Consider the following 17307-nt stretch of genomic DNA (forward strand, 5'->3'; position numbering starts at 1 on the left):
TCGCTCATGCGCCGGGGCTTTTTATTTGCCGTGTCCTGCGCCGACGAACACATCTGCCAGCAACTGGTTGCGCGGCAACCCCGACAGGTACAGGCGCTTGGCAAAGGTCTCGACACTGCCCGGGCTGCCGCAAGCCAGCGCCACGGCCTTGCGCGACAGCAGGCGCAACTCGTCCAGTGCCGGCGTCAGTTGATCGGCGGTAATCAGCCGGACCTGTACCTGCGGATGCGCCTCGGCCAGGCGCTGAAGATCCTCGGCCAGATAATGTTCGGCCTGCTCATGCGCCAGATGCAGCAAGCGCACAGTGCCTTGATGCCCTTGGCGCAAGGCTTCGCGCAACACGCCCCACAACGGTCCCAGCCCGGTGCCGGCGGCCAGCAGCAGCAAGGGCCGGTCTTGCCAGTCGGCATCGTAGTGCAAGGCGCCGCCACGCAGTTCGCCCAGGCGCAGGCTGTCGCCGGGCCGCAACTGGCGAGCGGCATCGCAGAACGCGCCCGGCTGCCGGCAATCGAGATGAAACTCAAGCCACGGATCCTCGCCCGGCAGACTGGCCAGCGAGTAAGGCCGGGCAATGTCGCTGCCGATCCACAGCACCTGATGCTGGCCGGCCTGGTAACGCAATGGCCGTTGTGGCACAAGGCGCAAGCGCAGCACGTTCGGGCTGAGCCAGTCGCAGCCCTGCACCTGGGCCGGCAGGCCGTCGTGCAGCGGATCGAATACTTCTACCGCCAGATCGTCGACGACCCGGCACTGGCACGCCAGCCGCCAGCCTTCGCGGCGTTTGTCGACCGCGAGCGCCTCGGGCAGCAGGTCCTGCGGCTCACCTTCCACGCAACGCACCAGACAGGCATGACAACTGCCGGCCCGGCAACTGTAGGGGATGGCGATACCGGCCGCATGCAAGGCATCGAGAAGATTACTGGCGACGGCAACCGGCCACTGCCTTGCACCGATTCGCAACTGGGGCATCGAAAACGTCCTGGCGCCGCGTGTAGAAAATAAGCGCGATTGTACAGGTACACCTTCCGGGCAGGTTATACTGCCGCGCCTTTTTGCGCCCGCTACGGCTAACCTGACACTTTGGACCTGTACCGCAGTGCCAGATGTGCGCCGATAGCGTAATCAATGTTCCCGTCCAGATAGAGGAGCGCGCCGCATGACCGTGATCAAGCAAGACGACCTGATTCAGAGCGTTGCCGACGCCCTGCAATTCATTTCCTACTACCATCCCGTGGATTTCATCCAGGCGATGCACGAAGCCTATCTGCGTGAAGAGTCGCCGGCAGCCCGCGACTCCATCGCCCAGATTCTGATCAACTCGCGCATGTGCGCCACCGGCCACCGGCCGATCTGCCAGGACACCGGCATCGTCACCGTCTTCGTACGCGTCGGTATGGACGTGCGCTGGGATGGCGCGACCCTGAGCCTGGACGACATGATCAACGAAGGCGTGCGCCGCGCCTACAACCTGCCGGAAAACGTCCTGCGCGCCTCGATCCTGGCCGACCCGGCCGGTGCCCGCAAGAACACCAAGGACAACACCCCGGCCGTCATCCACTACTCCATCGTGCCGGGTAACACCGTCGAAGTGGACGTTGCTGCCAAGGGCGGCGGTTCGGAAAACAAGTCGAAGATGGCGATGCTCAACCCGTCCGACTCGATCGTCGACTGGGTACTGAAAACCGTACCGACCATGGGTGCCGGCTGGTGCCCGCCCGGCATGCTGGGCATCGGTATCGGCGGTACTGCCGAGAAGGCTGCGGTCATGGCCAAGGAAGTGTTGATGGAGTCCATCGACATTCACGAGCTCAAGGCTCGCGGCCCACAGAACCGCATCGAAGAGATCCGCCTGGAGCTGTTCGAGAAGGTCAACCAGCTGGGCATCGGCGCCCAGGGCCTGGGCGGCCTGACCACTGTGCTCGACGTCAAGATCATGGACTACCCGACCCACGCCGCTTCGCTGCCGGTGTGCATGATCCCCAACTGCGCCGCCACCCGTCACGCCCACTTCGTGCTCGACGGTTCCGGCCCTGCCGAGCTTGAAGCGCCGTCGCTGGATGCCTACCCGGAAATCGTCTGGGAAGCAGGCCCGTCGGCCCGTCGCGTCAACCTCGACACGCTGACGCCTGAAGAAGTGCAAAGCTGGAAGCCGGGCGAAACCGTCCTGCTCAACGGCAAGATGCTCACCGGCCGCGACGCCGCGCACAAGCGCATGGTCGAAATGCTCAACAAGGGCGAAACCCTGCCGGTGGACCTCAAAGGTCGTTTCATCTACTACGTCGGCCCGGTCGATCCGGTGCGCGAAGAAGTGGTTGGCCCGGCAGGCCCGACCACCGCGACGCGGATGGATAAGTTCACCCGGCAGATCCTCGATCAGACCGGCCTGCTGGGCATGATCGGCAAGTCCGAGCGCGGCCCGACCGCCATCGACGCGATCAAGGATTACAAGGCCGTGTACCTGATGGCCGTCGGCGGCGCCGCGTACCTGGTGGCTCAGGCGATCCGCAAGTCGAAAGTCGTGGCCTTTGCCGAACTGGGCATGGAAGCGATCTACGAGTTCGAGGTCAAGGACATGCCGGTCACCGTCGCGGTGGACAGCAAAGGTGAGTCGGTACACATCACCGGTCCTGCGATCTGGCAGAAAAAGATCAGCGACAGCCTGGCGGTAGAAGTGCAGTAAATCTTCACCGTACAGATCAAGCCCGGCCCGCAATGGCCGGGCTTTTTCATGCCTGCGGTTCTGATGACCATTGGGCGTCTACTGTCATAACTGTCAGTAGACGCCTGCCCTGCCGACTCGCACACTGGCCCCGTAGTCGCAGAAAACGTCAGGGACGACAAGTCCTTCTCTCTTGTGGCCAGGCCCGTCAGGATGTCGGGCGTGACCGAGTAACAGGGTAGTGCTGGCAACACTGGTGGTGTTGCCACCGTGAACGATCAGGGAGTTTTATCAGGCCTGTATTGATCGGTGAACGGATGGCCATCGGCAATGCCGAGAGGGAGAAGGCCGCACAGAATTACTTTGCCGGAACGCCCTTGTGGCGCTCCGGCATTTTCACGAGCGCATCAACCGCGCCGATCCAGCAGATTGACCACCAGCCGGTCCAGCCATCCCCACACCCGTTGCTTGACCCTGCGCCACAGCGGGCGGGCCTTCCAGTCGGCCAGGGTGACTGCCTTGCTGCGCGCAAAGTCGGTGTCGAAGCTGGCCACCACCTGCGCCGTCAGCGCAGGATCGATCGCCTCCAGATTGGCCTCCAGATTGAAGCGCAGGTTCCAGTGATCGAAGTTGCACGAGCCGATGCTGGTCCAGTCGTCGATCAACACCATTTTCAGGTGCAAGAAGCACGGCTGGTATTCGAAGATCTTGACGCCTGCGCGCAGCAGGCGCGGGTAATAGCGATGCCCGGCATAGCGCACCGACGGATGATCGGTGCGCGGCCCGGTGAGCAACAGACGCACATCCACGCCGCGCAGGGCCGCCTTGCGCAGCGAACGACGCACGCGCCAGGTGGGTAGAAAATACGGTGTCGCCAGCCAGATACGCCGCTGCCCGCTGTTCAGGGCGCGTACCAGCGACTGCAAGATGTCGCGGTGCTGGCGCGAGTCGGCATAGGCCACGCGCCCCAGCCCCTGACCGGAGGACGGTACTTTGGGCAGATGGGTCAGGCCGAAGTTTTCCACCGGACGCCAAGCCGTGGGCTTTTCATTGGCATGAAACTGCCGATTGAACAGCGCCTGCCAGTCGATCACCATGTCGCCGGTGATTTCGACCATCACCTCATGCCACTGGCTGACCGGCTTGTCAGGCTCCCAGAACTCATCGGTCACGCCGGTGCCACCGACCACCGCCAGCCGCTTGTCGACCAGCAACAGCTTGCGGTGATCGCGGTACAGATTGCGAAAGCCGCGGCGCAAGCCGATCGGGTTGTAAAAACGCAGAATCACTCCGGCATCGGTCAACCGCTGACGCAGGCGCGAATCAAACGCCTGGGCGCCGTAGCCATCGAACAGGCAACGCACGATCACCTTGCGCTGCGCAGCCTCGACCAGCGCCTTGACCACCGCGTCGGCGCAATGGCCGGCTTCGACCAGGTACAGCTCCAGATCGACCTGCTGTTCAGCCTTATCGATGGCGGCCAGCATGCGCGGAAAGAAATTCGGACCGTCGATCAATAACTCGAACCGGTTGCCGTTACGCCACGGAAAAATCGCCCCGGCCATATTCAGTACGCCGCAACGATCGATACAGCGTGATCGGCGTGCAACAGACGAATGAAATTGAACATGCGGACTCCGGAGCATGAAGGGACAACCTGTCGGCTGTCAGACCGCTGCCAATCAACCCGGTTCGCCGCCCATAGTCAAGGCGCCTGCAATAACCGGCAGCCCTGCCGCTCGCCCAGCCACATGGCCCGGTTGCTGCGGCCCATGCCGCTGGCGGTCACGGTGCGGGTGGCCGCATCGTCGCTCAGGGTGCCGGGCACGTACTGTTTGACGTAACCACGGCAATACTCGGCCGGATTGCCCGTGACATAACGGCACGAGCAGTACTCCTTGGCCGTGTAGGCGCTGATGATGTCGGGAAAGGCCTGCAAGGCGACCCGCTGCTGCCACAGCCACACCACCAGCGCCGCCATGCCCAGCAACAACAGGCTGACCAGAGGGTGACGACGAATAAAGCCTTTGCGCGTGTTCATGGCTGTACCTGCGTACCAAAGGCGGCCAGCGCCAGTTGCAGCAGCCGGTCGTGGCTGTAGCTGCCATCGCGGTCGTCGCCGTAACGCACGATCAACAGATTGGCGCTCGGAATGACATACAGCGCCTGGCCCCAATGCCCCAGGGCGGCGAAGGTATCGGCCGGCGCCTGCGGCCAGGGACCCGGCGCACCGCTAGAGGTGCGATTGAGCCACCAGTGACCGCCGATGGCATCGTTGCCGGCGTCGCTATCGGGCCCGGCAAAGGGCGTTAGCACAAAGTCGATCCAGGCTTGCGGCAATAATTGCGTATCACGCCAGCGCCCCGAACGCTGCATCAACAGCCCGACACGCGCCAGGTCGCGGGCACTCATGTACAGGTAGGACGAACCGACGAAGGTGCCGCTGGCATCGCTTTCCCAGACCGCACTGCGAATGCCCAGCGGTTCGAACAGCGCGGTCCAGGGATAATCGCCATAGGCCTGGGAGCCGACCATGCCCTTAAAGGCAGCGGCCAGCACCGTGCTGTCGCCGCTGGAATAGCGCCAGGCCGTGCCCGGCGCCCAGGCCGCGCCGTGATCGGCGGTGAAGCGCGCCATGTCCTGTCGGCCACGGGTATAGAGCATGGCCACCACTGAGGAGTTGAGCGGTGCGTATTCGTAGCCTTCCTGCCAGCCCAGCCCTGAAGCCCAATGCAGCAAATCCTCGATGGTCACGCGCGGGTGCGCCTTGAAGGGCGGGTAAAAGCTTGCCACCGGGTCCTGCAACCTGAAACGCCCTTCGCCAAACGCCACGCCCAACACCGTGGCCAGCACACTTTTGCTCACCGACCAGGTCAGGTGCGGCGTCTCGGCCGTGGTTACCCCGGCATACCGCTCATAAACGATTTGCCCGTCGCGCACCACCAGCAACGCATCGCTGCGCACACCTTGACGGCTGACCTCGTCACGCGGCGCAAAGGCATAGGTTTCCAGTGCCTGCACGGCGCTGCTGGCCGTCACGGGGGCAACGGCCCATTGCGGATTCGGCCAGCTTTCGGCCTGGCTGGCATTTGCGCAAAGGCTGATTGACAGCAACAGAACCAGACGCTGGATCATCGGAGGTTTTCCGGAAAAACGGTGGAGGCAACGCTAGCAGGCGTAAATGACAAAACGTCAACCACCCCGAAACCCCTCGTAACACAACCATCACCAAAGCTTCATGGGCATGACACGGCGCCTCCCTAGCCTGCATCTACAGCAAAGCGCTTGGACACATCAGTCGATCAGCCCTACAGGCTGGCTCCCGGAGAGTTCGCATGACCCAGATCGCTCGCATTCGTGAAACCCGCTCCGAACGTCGTCTTCAGGCCGAACGCCTGACCGGACCGCGTGCCCTCCAGGAAGCTCAGGCCTTGCGCTTCAGCGTTTTCAGCCAGGAATTCAATGCGCGCCTGAAGGGTGCCGAACTGGGCCTGGACATCGATGATTACGATGTCCATTGCATGCACATCGGCGTGCGCGACCTCAGCACTGGCCGACTGGTCGCCACCACGCGCCTGCTCGACCATAAAGCCGCCGATACCCTGGGCCGCTTTTACAGCGAAGAAGAATTCAACCTGCACGGCCTGCGCCATCTGCAAGGGCCGATCCTGGAACTGGGCCGCACCTGCGTCGACCCGGCCTATCGCAACGGCGGCACCATTGCCGTGCTCTGGAGCGAACTGGCCGAAGTGCTCAACGAAGGCCATTACAGCTACCTGATGGGCTGCGCCAGCATTCCGATGCAGGACGGCGGCGTGCAGGCCCACGCCATCATGCAGCGCTTGCGCGAACGCTACCTGTGCAACGAACACTTGCGCGCCGAACCCAAGACTCCGCTGCCCAGCCTTGATGTACCCGGCAACGTGATCTGCGAAATGCCGCCCTTGCTCAAGGCCTATATGCGCCTGGGCGCCAAGGTCTGTGGCGAACCCTGCTGGGACCAGGAATTCCAGGTGGCCGATGTGTTCATCTTGCTCAAGCGCGACGAGCTGTGCCCGCGCTACGCCCGCCATTTCAAGGCCGCCGTGTGATGAGTCGGGTGCGCAGCCTTGCGCGGGTGACCCGAGTGCTGCTGGTGATTGCCGCAGGCTTATTGATGGCCAGTGTGGTTGCAATGCTGGAGCGTCTGAAACTGGGCGGCTCGATGGCGCTGCGCCAGCGCTGCAGCCGCTGGTTCATGGCGCGCCTGAGCAATGCCCTGCCGTTTCGCGTCACGGTGATTGGCGAGGTGCCGCGCCAGCCGATGCTGTGGGTCTGCAACCACGTGTCGTGGACCGATATCCCGCTGCTGGGCCGGCTGGCGCCGTTGTCGTTTCTGTCCAAGGCCGAGGTGCGCACCTGGCCGATTGCCGGCTGGCTGGCGCTCAAGGCCGGAACCCTGTTTATTCGCCGTGGTGCCGGCGACAGTCGTCTGGTGCAACGCCAGATGAGCCAGCATCTGCAACAAGGCAGCCCGCTGCTGATCTTCCCCGAAGGCACCACCACCGATGGCCGCAGCCTGCGCACCTTCCATGGCCGCCTGCTGTCCAGCGCCATCGACGTTGACGTCGACCTGCAACCGGTGGCGATCCAGTACCTGCGCAATGGCCAGCCGGACACCCTCGCACCGTTCATTGGCGATGACGATCTGCTCTCGCATATTCGCAGGCTGTTTGCCCATGAACAGGGCGAAGTGCGCGTGCACCTGCTCAAGCCGATTGCCAGTGCCGGGCAAGAACGTGCAGCGCTGGCCTGGCAGGCGCAGCAGGCGGTTCAACAAGCGCTGTTTGGTGCAGCCACTGTCACTGATGTGCCGGTCGAACTGCCGGCCTCCTCCGCCAGAGCCGCCTGAGCAAATTCCTGTAACAGCGGATAAAACGCCTCGAAATCGGCACTCAAGGGCTCGTACAGGTCAGGCAATTGCTGCATGGCCTCGAACAGCCCCGCCGGCCGGGTCAGGCGCCGGGCAATGCCGTTCAAGGCCATCTCGACCACGTCATAGTCCTGATATGAACCCAGCCAGTCCTGCGCGGCCATGCGCGGCGCGATCAGCGCCAGGCGCTCTGGCAGCTCGGGCTCGGCGGCCAGTACGCGGTAGACCTTGCCGGTAAAGTCCGACAACGGGATAGCAGCATAGCGTTGCCAGTCGCGCGCCAGGCAATGGTCGAAAAACACATCCAGAACGATCCCGGCATAACGCCGCTGCTCACGCGCAAAGCGTTGCAGCGCGGTGCGGGTCAACGGGTGCTGGTCGGTAAATACATCGATGCGCCGGTGCAGGCGGATCGAAGCTTCCAGTTCCGGGGCAAAGCGCCCTGCCAACGGACCTTTGACGAAATCGCCATACAGGCTGCCGAGCAATTGGGCGGGCCGCTGGCCGCCAAGATGAAGGTGTGCGAGATAGTTCATGGGGCAAGCCTACGCCGTAAGCCAGGGTAACGGCCACCATATCGTTATAACCCGATATACCGATTTATCCAGTCCTCAGTCCTTCTTGATATTTTCATATCGCTAAATATCGATATAAGGTTCGTCGTATCGCGATACACCGCTACAACCCCTTGAGAACGACATGCCTATCGACCTCGACGACATCATCAAAGCCCTGGCCCATCCGGTTCGCCGCGAGATTCTGCTCTGGCTCAAAGACCCGCATGCCTGCTTTCCAGGCCAGGAGCACTCGCTGGAACACGGCGTGTGTGCCGGCCAGATCGATCAGCGTGCCGGGCTTTCACAATCCACCGTGTCTGCTCACCTCGCCACGTTGCAACGCGCAGGCCTGATCACCAGCAAGAAAGTCGGCCAATGGCATTTCTTCAAACGTAATGAAGAAACCCTGCAGGCTTTCGTCAAAGCGTTGGTGAACGAACTCGACGCCCCGCGTTGACCCTGATTTACCTTCCGCCAGACCGCCACTACCGATCTGGCTCCTGCGACGCATTGAGGGCATTTTGAATGACGACACTCTTTGACCCGATCACCGTGGGCGACCTGCACCTGCCCAACCGCATCATCATGGCGCCACTGACCCGCTGCCGCGCCGACGAAGGCCGGGTGCCCAACGCGATCATGGCCGAGTACTACGTACAGCGCGCCTCGGCCGGCCTGATCATCAGTGAGGCGACTTCGATCACGCCGATGGGCGTGGGTTATCCGGACACTCCCGGCATCTGGTCGAACGATCAAGTGCGCGGCTGGAGCAATGTCACCAAGGCGGTGCATGGCGCCGGCGGGCGTATCGTGGTGCAGCTCTGGCATGTCGGGCGTATCTCGCACCCGTCGTACCTGAATGGCGAGGCACCGGTCGCACCCAGCGCGGTAAAACCTGCAGGCCATGTCAGCCTGGTGCGCCCGCAGGCCGATTACCCGACACCCCGCGCTCTGGAGCTGGCCGAGATCGGTGATGTCATCGATGCCTATCGAGTGGCGGCTGAAAACGCCAAGGCCGCCGGTTTCGACGGGGTGGAAATCCATGCCGCCAACGGTTACCTGCTCGATCAGTTCTTGCAGAGCAGCACCAACCTGCGCACCGACGTATACGGCGGCTCGCTGGAAAACCGTGCTCGCCTGCTGCTGGAAGTGACCGATGCGGTCATCGATATCTGGGGCGCCGGTCGCGTAGGCGTACACCTGTCGCCACGCGCCGACTCCCATGACATGGGCGACGCCAACCTGGCTGAAACCTTCGGCTATGTGGCAACAGAACTGGGCAAGCGCAACATTGCCTTTATCTGCGCCCGCGAACGCGATGCCGATGACAGCCTTGGGCCACAACTGAAAAAGCAGTTTGGCGGCGTGTACATCGCCAACGAGAAATTCACCAAGGCCAGCGCCAATCAATGGCTGCAAAGCGGCAAGGCCGATGCGGTGGCATTCGGCGTGCCGTTCATTGCCAACCCCGACCTGCCCGAGCGGTTGGCTCAGGATGCGCCGCTGAACAAAGCCAATCCTGAGACCTTCTATGGCAACAGCCCGGTCGGCTACATCGATTACCCACGCCTGTAATCGACAGGACAAAACCCTGGCAAGCCAGGGTTTTGCCCGTCAGGGCGGTCAGGAAGGCTTGACCATGCCCAAAATATTGCCTTCGGCGTCGGTGACCGTACCGTCGGGATGCTGCCAGCGGCCATCGGGATATTTCACCGTACCGTCTGCCAGCTTCCAGGTGCCGTCCTTGTACTCAATGCTGCCATCGGGATGGGTTGTCGAGCCGTCGGCATGCACGGTCGTGCCATCGATGTTCTGCACGCTGCCATCCACATGCCTGACCGACTGACCTTGCGCATCGACGACACTGCCATCGGGCCAGGTGGTCGTGCCGTCGGGGTTGAATACGCTGTGGAGCGGGTGAATCAGGCCCAGCACGCCGGTCGCTGTATTAACGATCGACAACAGTCGATCAAGCCGCGAGGGCGGTGTCGGCACAACCGGCATACTGCTGCGGCTCAGAGGTTTTAACGGCTGGCCGGCCACGTGCCTGACCGCAGGCCTCTTCGGCCGGGTGTCAGGAACCTTGCCCGAGCCGCCGGCGGTGACCGGAGGCTTGACCAGGTTGTCCTTTTTTACCGTCGGCTTCTTGATTGGCGGCTTGAAGCGTTGATCGGCACTTTTATCCTCATCGACTTCAACGTTATCGATGTATTCGATATCTTGCTCAACGGTCGCCAGAGCGCCCGGTATATCCTTGATTCCATTCATGCTAAGGCCCCATTGGGTTTGACAATGGGCTTACTGTACGGTGGCGTTGCCGCATCAATTCGCTACATATGTAGTGCAGCGAATTTATTCCGGACCGAAATCAGGGACGGGTATTAAGCCGCTGAGAAAGGCTCTGCACCTGGCCACTCAGCGCGTTGATATTGCGTGTCACCTGAGCACGAAAGGCATCGAACTCGGCGGTATTGGTTGCGCTCGAAGCCTGTGCAGAGCCTGAAGCGACGCGGCTGTCCTGCTCGCTTCTGATCACCAGCAGTTCCTGTTCAAGACGCTCGATGGCGGCCGCCGGATTGTCTTGCTTCTTGAGGTTCGCGACATCCGTCCCCAGGCTCTTGAGCTGTGCCTCAAGCTTGCTCTGGTCACCTTGGGCGGCCTTGATCTGCTCGGGCAGCGCCTGTTTGAACGTAGTCAGCTCGGTTACCAGGCCCTTGAGCTGTTCCTGCAACTGGGCCAGTTCGTCCTGCTGGCGAGTGGACTGGGTGCCGATCAGTTCCAGGCGCTTGTCCAGGCTGCCCTGTGCGCCCTGGGCATTTTCACGCGCGGCGTCCTGCTCTTGCAGTTGCGTTTCAAGCAGCCGGATACGCTGCTTGAGCGCCTCGCCATCGCTGCTCAAGGCTTCGGTGGCCACCATCTTGCCGGAGATGTCCTGCAAGCGGCCGGCTGCCTCTTCGCTGATGCGCGCAAAGCTTTCCTGGGTTGCGACCAGTTGCTGTTCCATCAGCGAGATCTGCTGAAAGCTCCACCAGCCCAGCCCGCAGAACGCGATGACAAGCGCCCCGACCAATGCCCACAAGGGCCCGGTGCTCGGACTCTTGACCTTGACCACCGGCGGGGTGCGCGAATACACCGTAGTGCGCTCGCGCGCGCCGCGGGTTTGCACGAAGTCGTCATCGTCGTCATCCCTGGCACTGAGGTTAGGAATGTCATCGACGTCGTCGTGGGGATCTTTGCGCATAAGCAACCCTTTCAAGAACGGTTAGAAGCAGGCGGGGAGTATAAACGGCCCAGCCTTGCGAACAGGCGGCACAGCGATCAGTGACCTTGACCGGTTTGCCACCAGGCACAGAATTCATCCAGTGCCGCCCACAGGCTGACCTGCGGCTCGTAGCCCAGATAATGCCGGGCACGGCTGATATCCAGGGTGAAATCCTTGTTCATGACCTGCATGCCGAGGCGCGACAGGGTCGGCTCCGGCCGGCCGGGCCACAACAGGCAGGCACCTTCGTTAAGCGCCGCCAGCGTATAGGCCAGGCCGTACCCGCGATAGCGCGTGACTTGCGGCAACTGCAGGCGGCGCATCACATAGTTGATGGCGTCCCATAACGGTACCGGCTGGCCATTACTGATGTTATAGGCCTTGCCCAACGCCGCGGAACCGGCCAGCAAACTGCTGAACAGCGCCTGGTTGAGGTTGGCCATGCTGGTGAAATCCACCTTGTTGAGGCCGTTGCCAACGATCGACAGGCGCTTGCTGCGCTGCATGCGCAACAAGCGGGGGAAGATACTGCGATCGCCCGCGCCCGTCACCAGTCGCGGCCGCAAGGCGATGACCTGCAGACCGAACTCCTGGGCGCCGAAGACTTTTTGCTCAGCCAGCATCTTGGTCGCCGCATAGGCATTCCCCAACCGCCGCGGCACTTGATCTTCCTTGAGGCCCAGGTGCGAGCGGCCGTCAAAATAAATCGATGGCGACGACAGGTGCACCAGCCGCCGGACTTTCTGTTTCAGGCAGGCCTCGACGACATTCTCTGTGAGCTGCACGTTGGCCTGCTGCAAATCCTGACGACGGCCCCAGACGCCTACCGCCCCTGCGCAATGCACCACGGCATCGACATCGCGGCACATCACCCGGACCTGCTCGGCATCGCCCAAGTCGCCCGGGATGAACTCGGCGCCCTGCATGATCAGGTGCTCCAGTGCCTCACTGCGCCGGGCATTGATCCTGACGCTCAGGCCACGCTCCAGGGCGTGTTGCGCAAAGCGCCCGCCGATGAAGCCGCTCGCGCCGGTGACCAGAATCTTCATTGACCGCTCCCTTGACACTTTCGACGCAAACCGCGACACAAACATTAACCAGTGGGCAATGACGCTCCATCAGGCCCGCGCGGCACCAGCCATTGACCGGACTGTTGGGCCAGGTGCTCTGTCAGCCGGGTCAGCAACTGGCCGCCATTGCGCCAATGATGCCAGTACAACGGCACTTCGATGCAGCGTCCGGGAAACAGATCGCGCAATGTGCCGCCGTGTAGCTGCTCGCGCACTTGCAGGTCGGGCACCATGCCCCAGCCCAGCCCGGCTTCGAGCATGCGCACGAAGCCTTCGGACGAGGGGCACAGATGATGCTCGAAACCGCCATGCAGGCCAAGCGCTGCCAGGTAGCGATGCTGCAAGGTGTCGTCGGGGCCGAACACCAGCGCGGGCGCCTGGGCCAGCCCCGCCGGGTCCGGGCCGGCGCTAAAATGCCGCTCGATAAAGGCGGGGCTGGCCACCGCCAGATAGCGCATCGCCCCGATGGGCAGGCTGCGCGCACCGGCCACCGGGCGTTCGCTGGCACACAGGCAAGCGGCCACTTCACCGGCGCGCATGCGTTTGAGGCCGACGTCCTGGTCTTCTACCACCAGGTCGAGCAACAGACGATGACGAATGCAGAACTCGCCCACCGCCGTGGCCCACCAGGTGGCCAGGCTGTCGGCATTGAGCGCGACGCGCAGGCGCTCGGGCATGGCCTCTTCGTCCAGGCTCGGCACCTGGCCTTGCAGGTCACGCTCAAGCAGCCGCACCTGTTGCACATGGTTAAGCAGCCGCCGGCCGATCTCGGTCGGTCCCGGTGGCGTGGCGCGCACCAGCACCGGCTGGCCGACGCGCGCCTCCAGCAACTTGATGCGCTGCGACACCGCCGACTGCGACAAACCCAACACCTGAGCGGCGCGCTCAAAGCCGGCCTGTTCGACGACGGCGGCAAGGGCGGCCAGAAGCTTGTAATCGAACATCACTTTTCCTAATGAGTAATGAGCAGGATTGATTTTTCTTATAACCCCAATCCGCGCAGAATCGCCAGCTCAACCTGCTCCCGGACAATTTCCCCATGTGGCAAAGCTATATCAACGGCCTGTTGGTCGCCCTCGGACTGATCATGGCGATCGGCGCGCAGAACGCCTTTGTGCTGGCTCAGGGTCTGCGTCGCGAACATCACATTCCTGTGGCCTTGCTGTGCATTGTTTGCGATGCGCTGCTGGTAGCCGTCGGGGTCTTCGGCCTGGCCAACCTGCTGGTGCAGAACCCGACCCTGCTGGCGGTGGCGCGCTGGGGCGGCGTGGTGTTCTTGAGCTGGTACGGCCTTCAGGCGCTGCGCCGGGCCTGCTCTCGCCAGAGCCTGACCCACGGCGCCAACCAAGGCGTCAAATCACTACGCACCGTGTTGCTCAGCGCGTTGGCCGTCACTTTGCTGAACCCGCATGTTTATCTCGACACGGTGTTGCTGATCGGCTCGCTGGGCGCCCAGCAAAGTGTCCCCGGCGCCTACGTGTTCGGCGCCGCCAGCGCCTCCTTTATCTGGTTCTCGGTGCTGGCAATCGGCGCTGCCTGGCTGGCGCCCTGGCTCGCCCGCCCCGCCACCTGGCGGCTGCTGGACCTGATGGTGGCAGTGATGATGTTCAGCGTTGTGGTGCAATTGATCCGCAGCGCATGAAAGGCGCTTATGCCTTTTTATCGAAAACCCTTGAACCCCTATTCCACACAGTTGTTGCGTGGTTATGCTTAAGGGCCGGTGCTATGATCCGGGGTCTGCGTCGCAAAAGAGTAGAAAACTCCCGGCGCATGTTGTTGTAGACGGCCGCACCGTGAGTGGCCTCGCGATATTCGCACTCGACCTGAAAGGAGATAAACCATGGCTTTTGAATTGCCGCCGCTGCCTTACGCAAAAGACGCACTGTTGCCGCACATTTCCCCGGAAACTCTGGAATATCACCACGACAAGCACCACAACACCTACGTCGTGAACCTGAACAACCTGGTCCCTGGTACCGAGTTCGAAGGCAAGACCCTGGAAGAGATCATCAAGTCCTCTTCGGGCGGTATCTTCAACAACGCGGCCCAGGTCTGGAACCACACCTTCTACTGGGAATGCCTGTCGCCAAACGGCGGCGGCGAGCCTACCGGTGCACTGGCTGACGCCATCACCGCTTCCTTCGGTTCTTTCGAGAAATTCAAGGAAGAATTCAGCAAAGTCACCATCGCCACTTTCGGCGCTGGCTGGGGCTGGCTGGTGAAAAAGGCTGACGGTTCCCTGGCCCTGGCCAGCACCATCGGCGCCGGCAGCCCGCTGACCAGCGGCGACACCCCGCTGCTGACCTGCGACGTCTGGGAACACGCCTACTACATCGACTACCGCAACCAGCGTCCGAAGTACGTAGAAGCGTTCTGGAACCTGGTGAACTGGGACTTCGTGGCCAAGCAATACGCCGCCTGATCCCCCGTTGCACACAAAAAACCCGGCCAGTCCGGGTTTTTTGTTGCCTGCACAAAATACAGCGCAAAAAATGCCCTACTGCTTTGTAGAACGTCAGAAAGCGATAGCGGAGCAATATCACTTTTTGTATCGTGCTATTTCTCGCTCAAGTTCTTGGCGTATGCGTCCGACATTATGAGACGCCCTTCCCTGCGCAAGGAGGCAATGGCAGCGTAACCCGGCCAGTTGTTGGTTTGCCGGCGTCGCGGGTTGTTCAAGGTGTGTTGATCAGCAAGCTCCCGGAACCGATTAAAGGAATGAGCATTTGAAGCTGGAATTCAAACACAGCCTGTCGGTGAAGCTACTGCGTGTCGTGCTGCTGGCCGCGCTGATCGTAGGCGTTGTACTGAGTTGTGCGCAGATCGTCTTCGATGCCTACAAGACTCGCCAGACCCTGGCGTATGACGCCGAACGCATTCTCGATATGTTTCGCGACCCGTCGACTCAGGCGGTGTACAGCCTTGACCGCGAAATGGGCATGCAGGTCATCGAGGGTCTGTTCCAGGACGGCTCGGTGCGCCAGGCATCCATCGGCCATCCCAACGAAACCCTGCTGGCGGAAAAGGAACGCCCGCTCAAGGAATCTTCGAGCCGCTGGCTGACCGACCTGATCCTCGGCCAGGAGCGCAGTTTCACCACACAATTGATGGGCCGCAGCCCCTACAGCGAATACTACGGCGACCTGCGCATCACCCTGGACACCGCCAACTACGGCGAAAGCTTTCTGATCAGTGCGCTGATCATCTTCGTGTCAGGAACCTTGCGCGCGCTGGCACTGGGTCTGGTGCTGTACCTGATCTACCACTGGATGCTGACCAAACCGCTGTCCAGAATCATCGAACACCTGACCGACATCAATCCAGACCGGCCCAGCGAGCATCAGTTGCCCTTGCTCAAGGGCCATGAAAAGAACGAGCTGGGTGTGTGGATCAATACCGCCAACCAGTTGCTGGCCTCTATCGAGCGCAATACCCACTTACGTCACGAAGCCGAAAACAGCCTGCAACGCATGGCCCAGTACGACTTCCTGACCGGCCTGCCCAACCGCCTGCAACTGCAGTTGCAACTGGACCAGATCCTCGACGCCGCCGGGCGCGAACAGCGCCGGGTGGCCGTTCTGTGCGTGGGCCTGGACGACTTCAAGGGCATCAACGAGCAATTCAGCTATCAGGCCGGCGACCAGTTGCTGCTGGCCCTGGCCGATCGCCTGCGCGCCCACAGTGGCCGGCTGGGCGCATTGGCCCGCTTGGGTGGCGACCAGTTCGCGCTGGTCCAGGCCGATATCGAACAGCCTTACGAAGCCGCAGAACTGGCGCAAAACATTCTCGACGGCCTGGAAGCACCGTTTGCGCTGGAGCAGCAGGAAATCCGCCTGCGCGCCACCATCGGCATCACCCTGTTCCCGGAGGATGGCGACAGCACTGAAAAGCTGCTGCAAAAAGCCGAGCAGACCATGACCCTGGCCAAGACCCGCTCGCGCAATCGCTATCAGTTCTATATCGCCAGCGTCGACAGCGAAATAAGAAGGCGCCGCGAACTGGAAAAAGACCTGCGCGAAGCCCTGCCACGCAATCAGTTGTTTCTGGTTTACCAGCCGCAAGTCAGTTATCGCGACCATGCGGTAATGGGCGTTGAAGCCTTGATCCGCTGGCAACATCCGGAACATGGCCTGGTCCCGCCAGACGTGTTTATTCCATTGGCCGAGCAAAACGGCACCATCATTGCCATCGGCGAATGGGTACTCGACCAGGCCTGCCGCCAACTGCGCGAATGGCACGATCAGGGCTTCGTCGAGCTGCGCATGGCGGTGAACCTGTCCACCGTGCAGTTGCACCACGCCGAGTTGCCACGGGTGGTCAACAACCTGCTGCAGATCTATCGCCTGCCGCCGCGCAGCCTGGAGCTGGAAGTCACAGAAACCGGCCTGATGGAAGACATCAGCACCGCCGCCCAGCACCTGCTGAGCCTGCGCCGCTCCGGCGCGCTGATTGCCATCGACGACTTCGGCACCGGCTACTCGTCGCTGAGTTACCTCAAGAGCCTGCCGCTGGACAAGATCAAGATCGACAAGAGCTTCGTACAGGACCTGATCGACGACGATGACGATGCCACCATCGTGCGCGCCATTATCCAACTGGGTAAAAGCCTGGGCATGCAGGTCATCGCCGAAGGCGTGGAAACCGTCGAGCAAGAGGCCTATATCATTTCCGAAGGTTGCCACGAGGGCCAAGGCTACCTGTACAGCAAGCCGTTGGCGGCGCGCGAATTGCTCACCTACCTCAAACAGGCCAGGCGCAGCAGCGCCGCAACGTTATAGAGCGGTCGTTCAGGCGTCATGGCGCCTGGATGACCGGCTTGCCGGTCACGCCGATTCATACCCCGAAAA

17 protein-coding genes are annotated in these 17307 nt (G+C 61.9%); 8 read left to right on the forward strand and 9 right to left on the reverse strand.

What is annotated here, in order from left to right; genetic code table 11:
• Window positions 1-21: 21 nt before the first annotated feature.
• A complete protein-coding gene (locus ACYAS9_RS01110) occupies window positions 22-969 on the reverse strand; it encodes an iron-sulfur-binding ferredoxin reductase (protein ID WP_463566493.1) in 948 nt (315 codons plus the stop codon).
• 187 nt (window positions 970-1156) lie between these two features.
• Between ACYAS9_RS01110 and ACYAS9_RS01115 the strand changes: the two genes are divergently transcribed.
• Entirely contained in the window at window positions 1157-2680 is a 1524-nt protein-coding gene (locus tag ACYAS9_RS01115) for a fumarate hydratase (RefSeq protein WP_463566494.1), read from the forward strand.
• Window positions 2681-3066: 386 nt separating this feature from the next.
• Here ACYAS9_RS01115 and ACYAS9_RS01120 read toward each other — a convergent pair whose 3' ends face one another.
• The 3 genes from ACYAS9_RS01120 to ACYAS9_RS01130 form a co-directional block, all read right to left on the reverse strand.
• The gene (locus tag ACYAS9_RS01120) at window positions 3067-4224 is read right to left on the reverse strand and encodes a phospholipase D-like domain-containing protein (protein WP_463566495.1); all 1158 of its coding nucleotides are present in this window, start codon (window positions 4222-4224) and stop codon (window positions 3067-3069) included.
• A 140-nt stretch (window positions 4225-4364) separates the two neighbouring features.
• Window positions 4365-4700, reverse strand: a complete 336-nt coding sequence (locus ACYAS9_RS01125) for an amidase (protein WP_463566496.1) — start codon at window positions 4698-4700, stop codon at window positions 4365-4367.
• A complete protein-coding gene (locus ACYAS9_RS01130) occupies window positions 4697-5794 on the reverse strand; it encodes a serine hydrolase domain-containing protein (RefSeq protein ID WP_463566497.1) in 1098 nt (365 codons plus the stop codon). The genes ACYAS9_RS01125 and ACYAS9_RS01130 overlap by 4 nt, the downstream gene beginning before the upstream one ends.
• 200 nt (window positions 5795-5994) lie before the next feature.
• Between ACYAS9_RS01130 and olsB the strand changes: the two genes are divergently transcribed.
• A complete protein-coding gene (gene olsB, locus ACYAS9_RS01135) occupies window positions 5995-6750 on the forward strand; it encodes an L-ornithine N(alpha)-acyltransferase (RefSeq protein ID WP_463566498.1) in 756 nt (251 codons plus the stop codon).
• Entirely contained in the window at window positions 6750-7550 is an 801-nt protein-coding gene (locus ACYAS9_RS01140) for a lysophospholipid acyltransferase family protein (RefSeq protein ID WP_463566499.1), read from the forward strand. The genes olsB and ACYAS9_RS01140 overlap by 1 nt, the downstream gene beginning before the upstream one ends.
• On the opposite strand, the gene ACYAS9_RS01145 is transcribed toward ACYAS9_RS01140, so the two are convergent.
• Complete coding sequence (locus ACYAS9_RS01145; RefSeq protein WP_463566500.1) at window positions 7472-8107, reverse strand: acyl carrier protein phosphodiesterase; 636 nt, start codon at window positions 8105-8107, stop codon at window positions 7472-7474. The genes ACYAS9_RS01140 and ACYAS9_RS01145 overlap by 79 nt on opposite strands.
• Window positions 8108-8270: 163 nt before the next feature.
• Between ACYAS9_RS01145 and ACYAS9_RS01150 the strand changes: the two genes are divergently transcribed.
• Both ACYAS9_RS01150 and ACYAS9_RS01155 read left to right on the forward strand, forming a co-directional pair.
• On the forward strand, window positions 8271-8585 hold the full coding sequence (locus ACYAS9_RS01150; protein ID WP_463566501.1) for an ArsR/SmtB family transcription factor: 315 nt from the start codon (window positions 8271-8273) through the stop codon (window positions 8583-8585).
• Between the two features lie 68 nt (window positions 8586-8653).
• Window positions 8654-9703, forward strand: coding sequence for an alkene reductase (locus tag ACYAS9_RS01155; RefSeq protein WP_463566502.1), 1050 nt, complete (start codon window positions 8654-8656; stop codon window positions 9701-9703).
• Between the two features lie 48 nt (window positions 9704-9751).
• On the opposite strand, the gene ACYAS9_RS01160 is transcribed toward ACYAS9_RS01155, so the two are convergent.
• The 4 genes from ACYAS9_RS01160 to ACYAS9_RS01175 all read right to left on the reverse strand — a co-directional run bounded on the left by ACYAS9_RS01160 (window position 9752) and on the right by ACYAS9_RS01175 (window position 13404).
• Window positions 9752-10396: a hypothetical protein gene (locus tag ACYAS9_RS01160; protein WP_463566503.1), complete on the reverse strand. Its 645-nt coding sequence runs from the start codon at window positions 10394-10396 to the stop codon at window positions 9752-9754.
• A 100-nt stretch (window positions 10397-10496) separates the two neighbouring features.
• Complete coding sequence (locus ACYAS9_RS01165) at window positions 10497-11369, reverse strand: ATPase (RefSeq protein ID WP_463566504.1); 873 nt, start codon at window positions 11367-11369, stop codon at window positions 10497-10499.
• Between the two features lie 77 nt (window positions 11370-11446).
• Window positions 11447-12439 (reverse strand): NAD-dependent epimerase/dehydratase family protein, encoded by a 993-nt coding sequence (locus ACYAS9_RS01170; protein WP_463566505.1) that lies wholly within the window; start codon window positions 12437-12439, stop codon window positions 11447-11449.
• Window positions 12440-12483: 44 nt separating this feature from the next.
• Entirely contained in the window at window positions 12484-13404 is a 921-nt protein-coding gene (locus tag ACYAS9_RS01175; RefSeq protein ID WP_463566506.1) for a LysR family transcriptional regulator ArgP, read from the reverse strand.
• 95 nt (window positions 13405-13499) lie between these two features.
• Here ACYAS9_RS01175 and ACYAS9_RS01180 point away from each other — a divergent pair, with 95 nt between their 5' ends.
• The 3 genes from ACYAS9_RS01180 (at window position 13500) to ACYAS9_RS01190 (ending at window position 17238) form a co-directional block, all read left to right on the forward strand.
• Window positions 13500-14102 (forward strand): LysE/ArgO family amino acid transporter, encoded by a 603-nt coding sequence (locus ACYAS9_RS01180; RefSeq protein WP_463566507.1) that lies wholly within the window; start codon window positions 13500-13502, stop codon window positions 14100-14102.
• A 198-nt stretch (window positions 14103-14300) separates the two neighbouring features.
• On the forward strand, window positions 14301-14882 hold the full coding sequence (locus tag ACYAS9_RS01185) for a superoxide dismutase (RefSeq protein WP_463566508.1): 582 nt from the start codon (window positions 14301-14303) through the stop codon (window positions 14880-14882).
• A gap of 304 nt (window positions 14883-15186) precedes the next feature.
• Window positions 15187-17238 carry a putative bifunctional diguanylate cyclase/phosphodiesterase gene (locus ACYAS9_RS01190; protein ID WP_463566509.1) on the forward strand — a complete coding sequence of 684 codons (2052 nt, stop codon included), beginning with the start codon at window positions 15187-15189 and terminating at the stop codon, window positions 17236-17238.
• The last annotated feature ends 69 nt before the right edge of the window (window positions 17239-17307 follow it).

It is taken from the genome of Pseudomonas sp. HP_08, assembly GCF_055284095.1.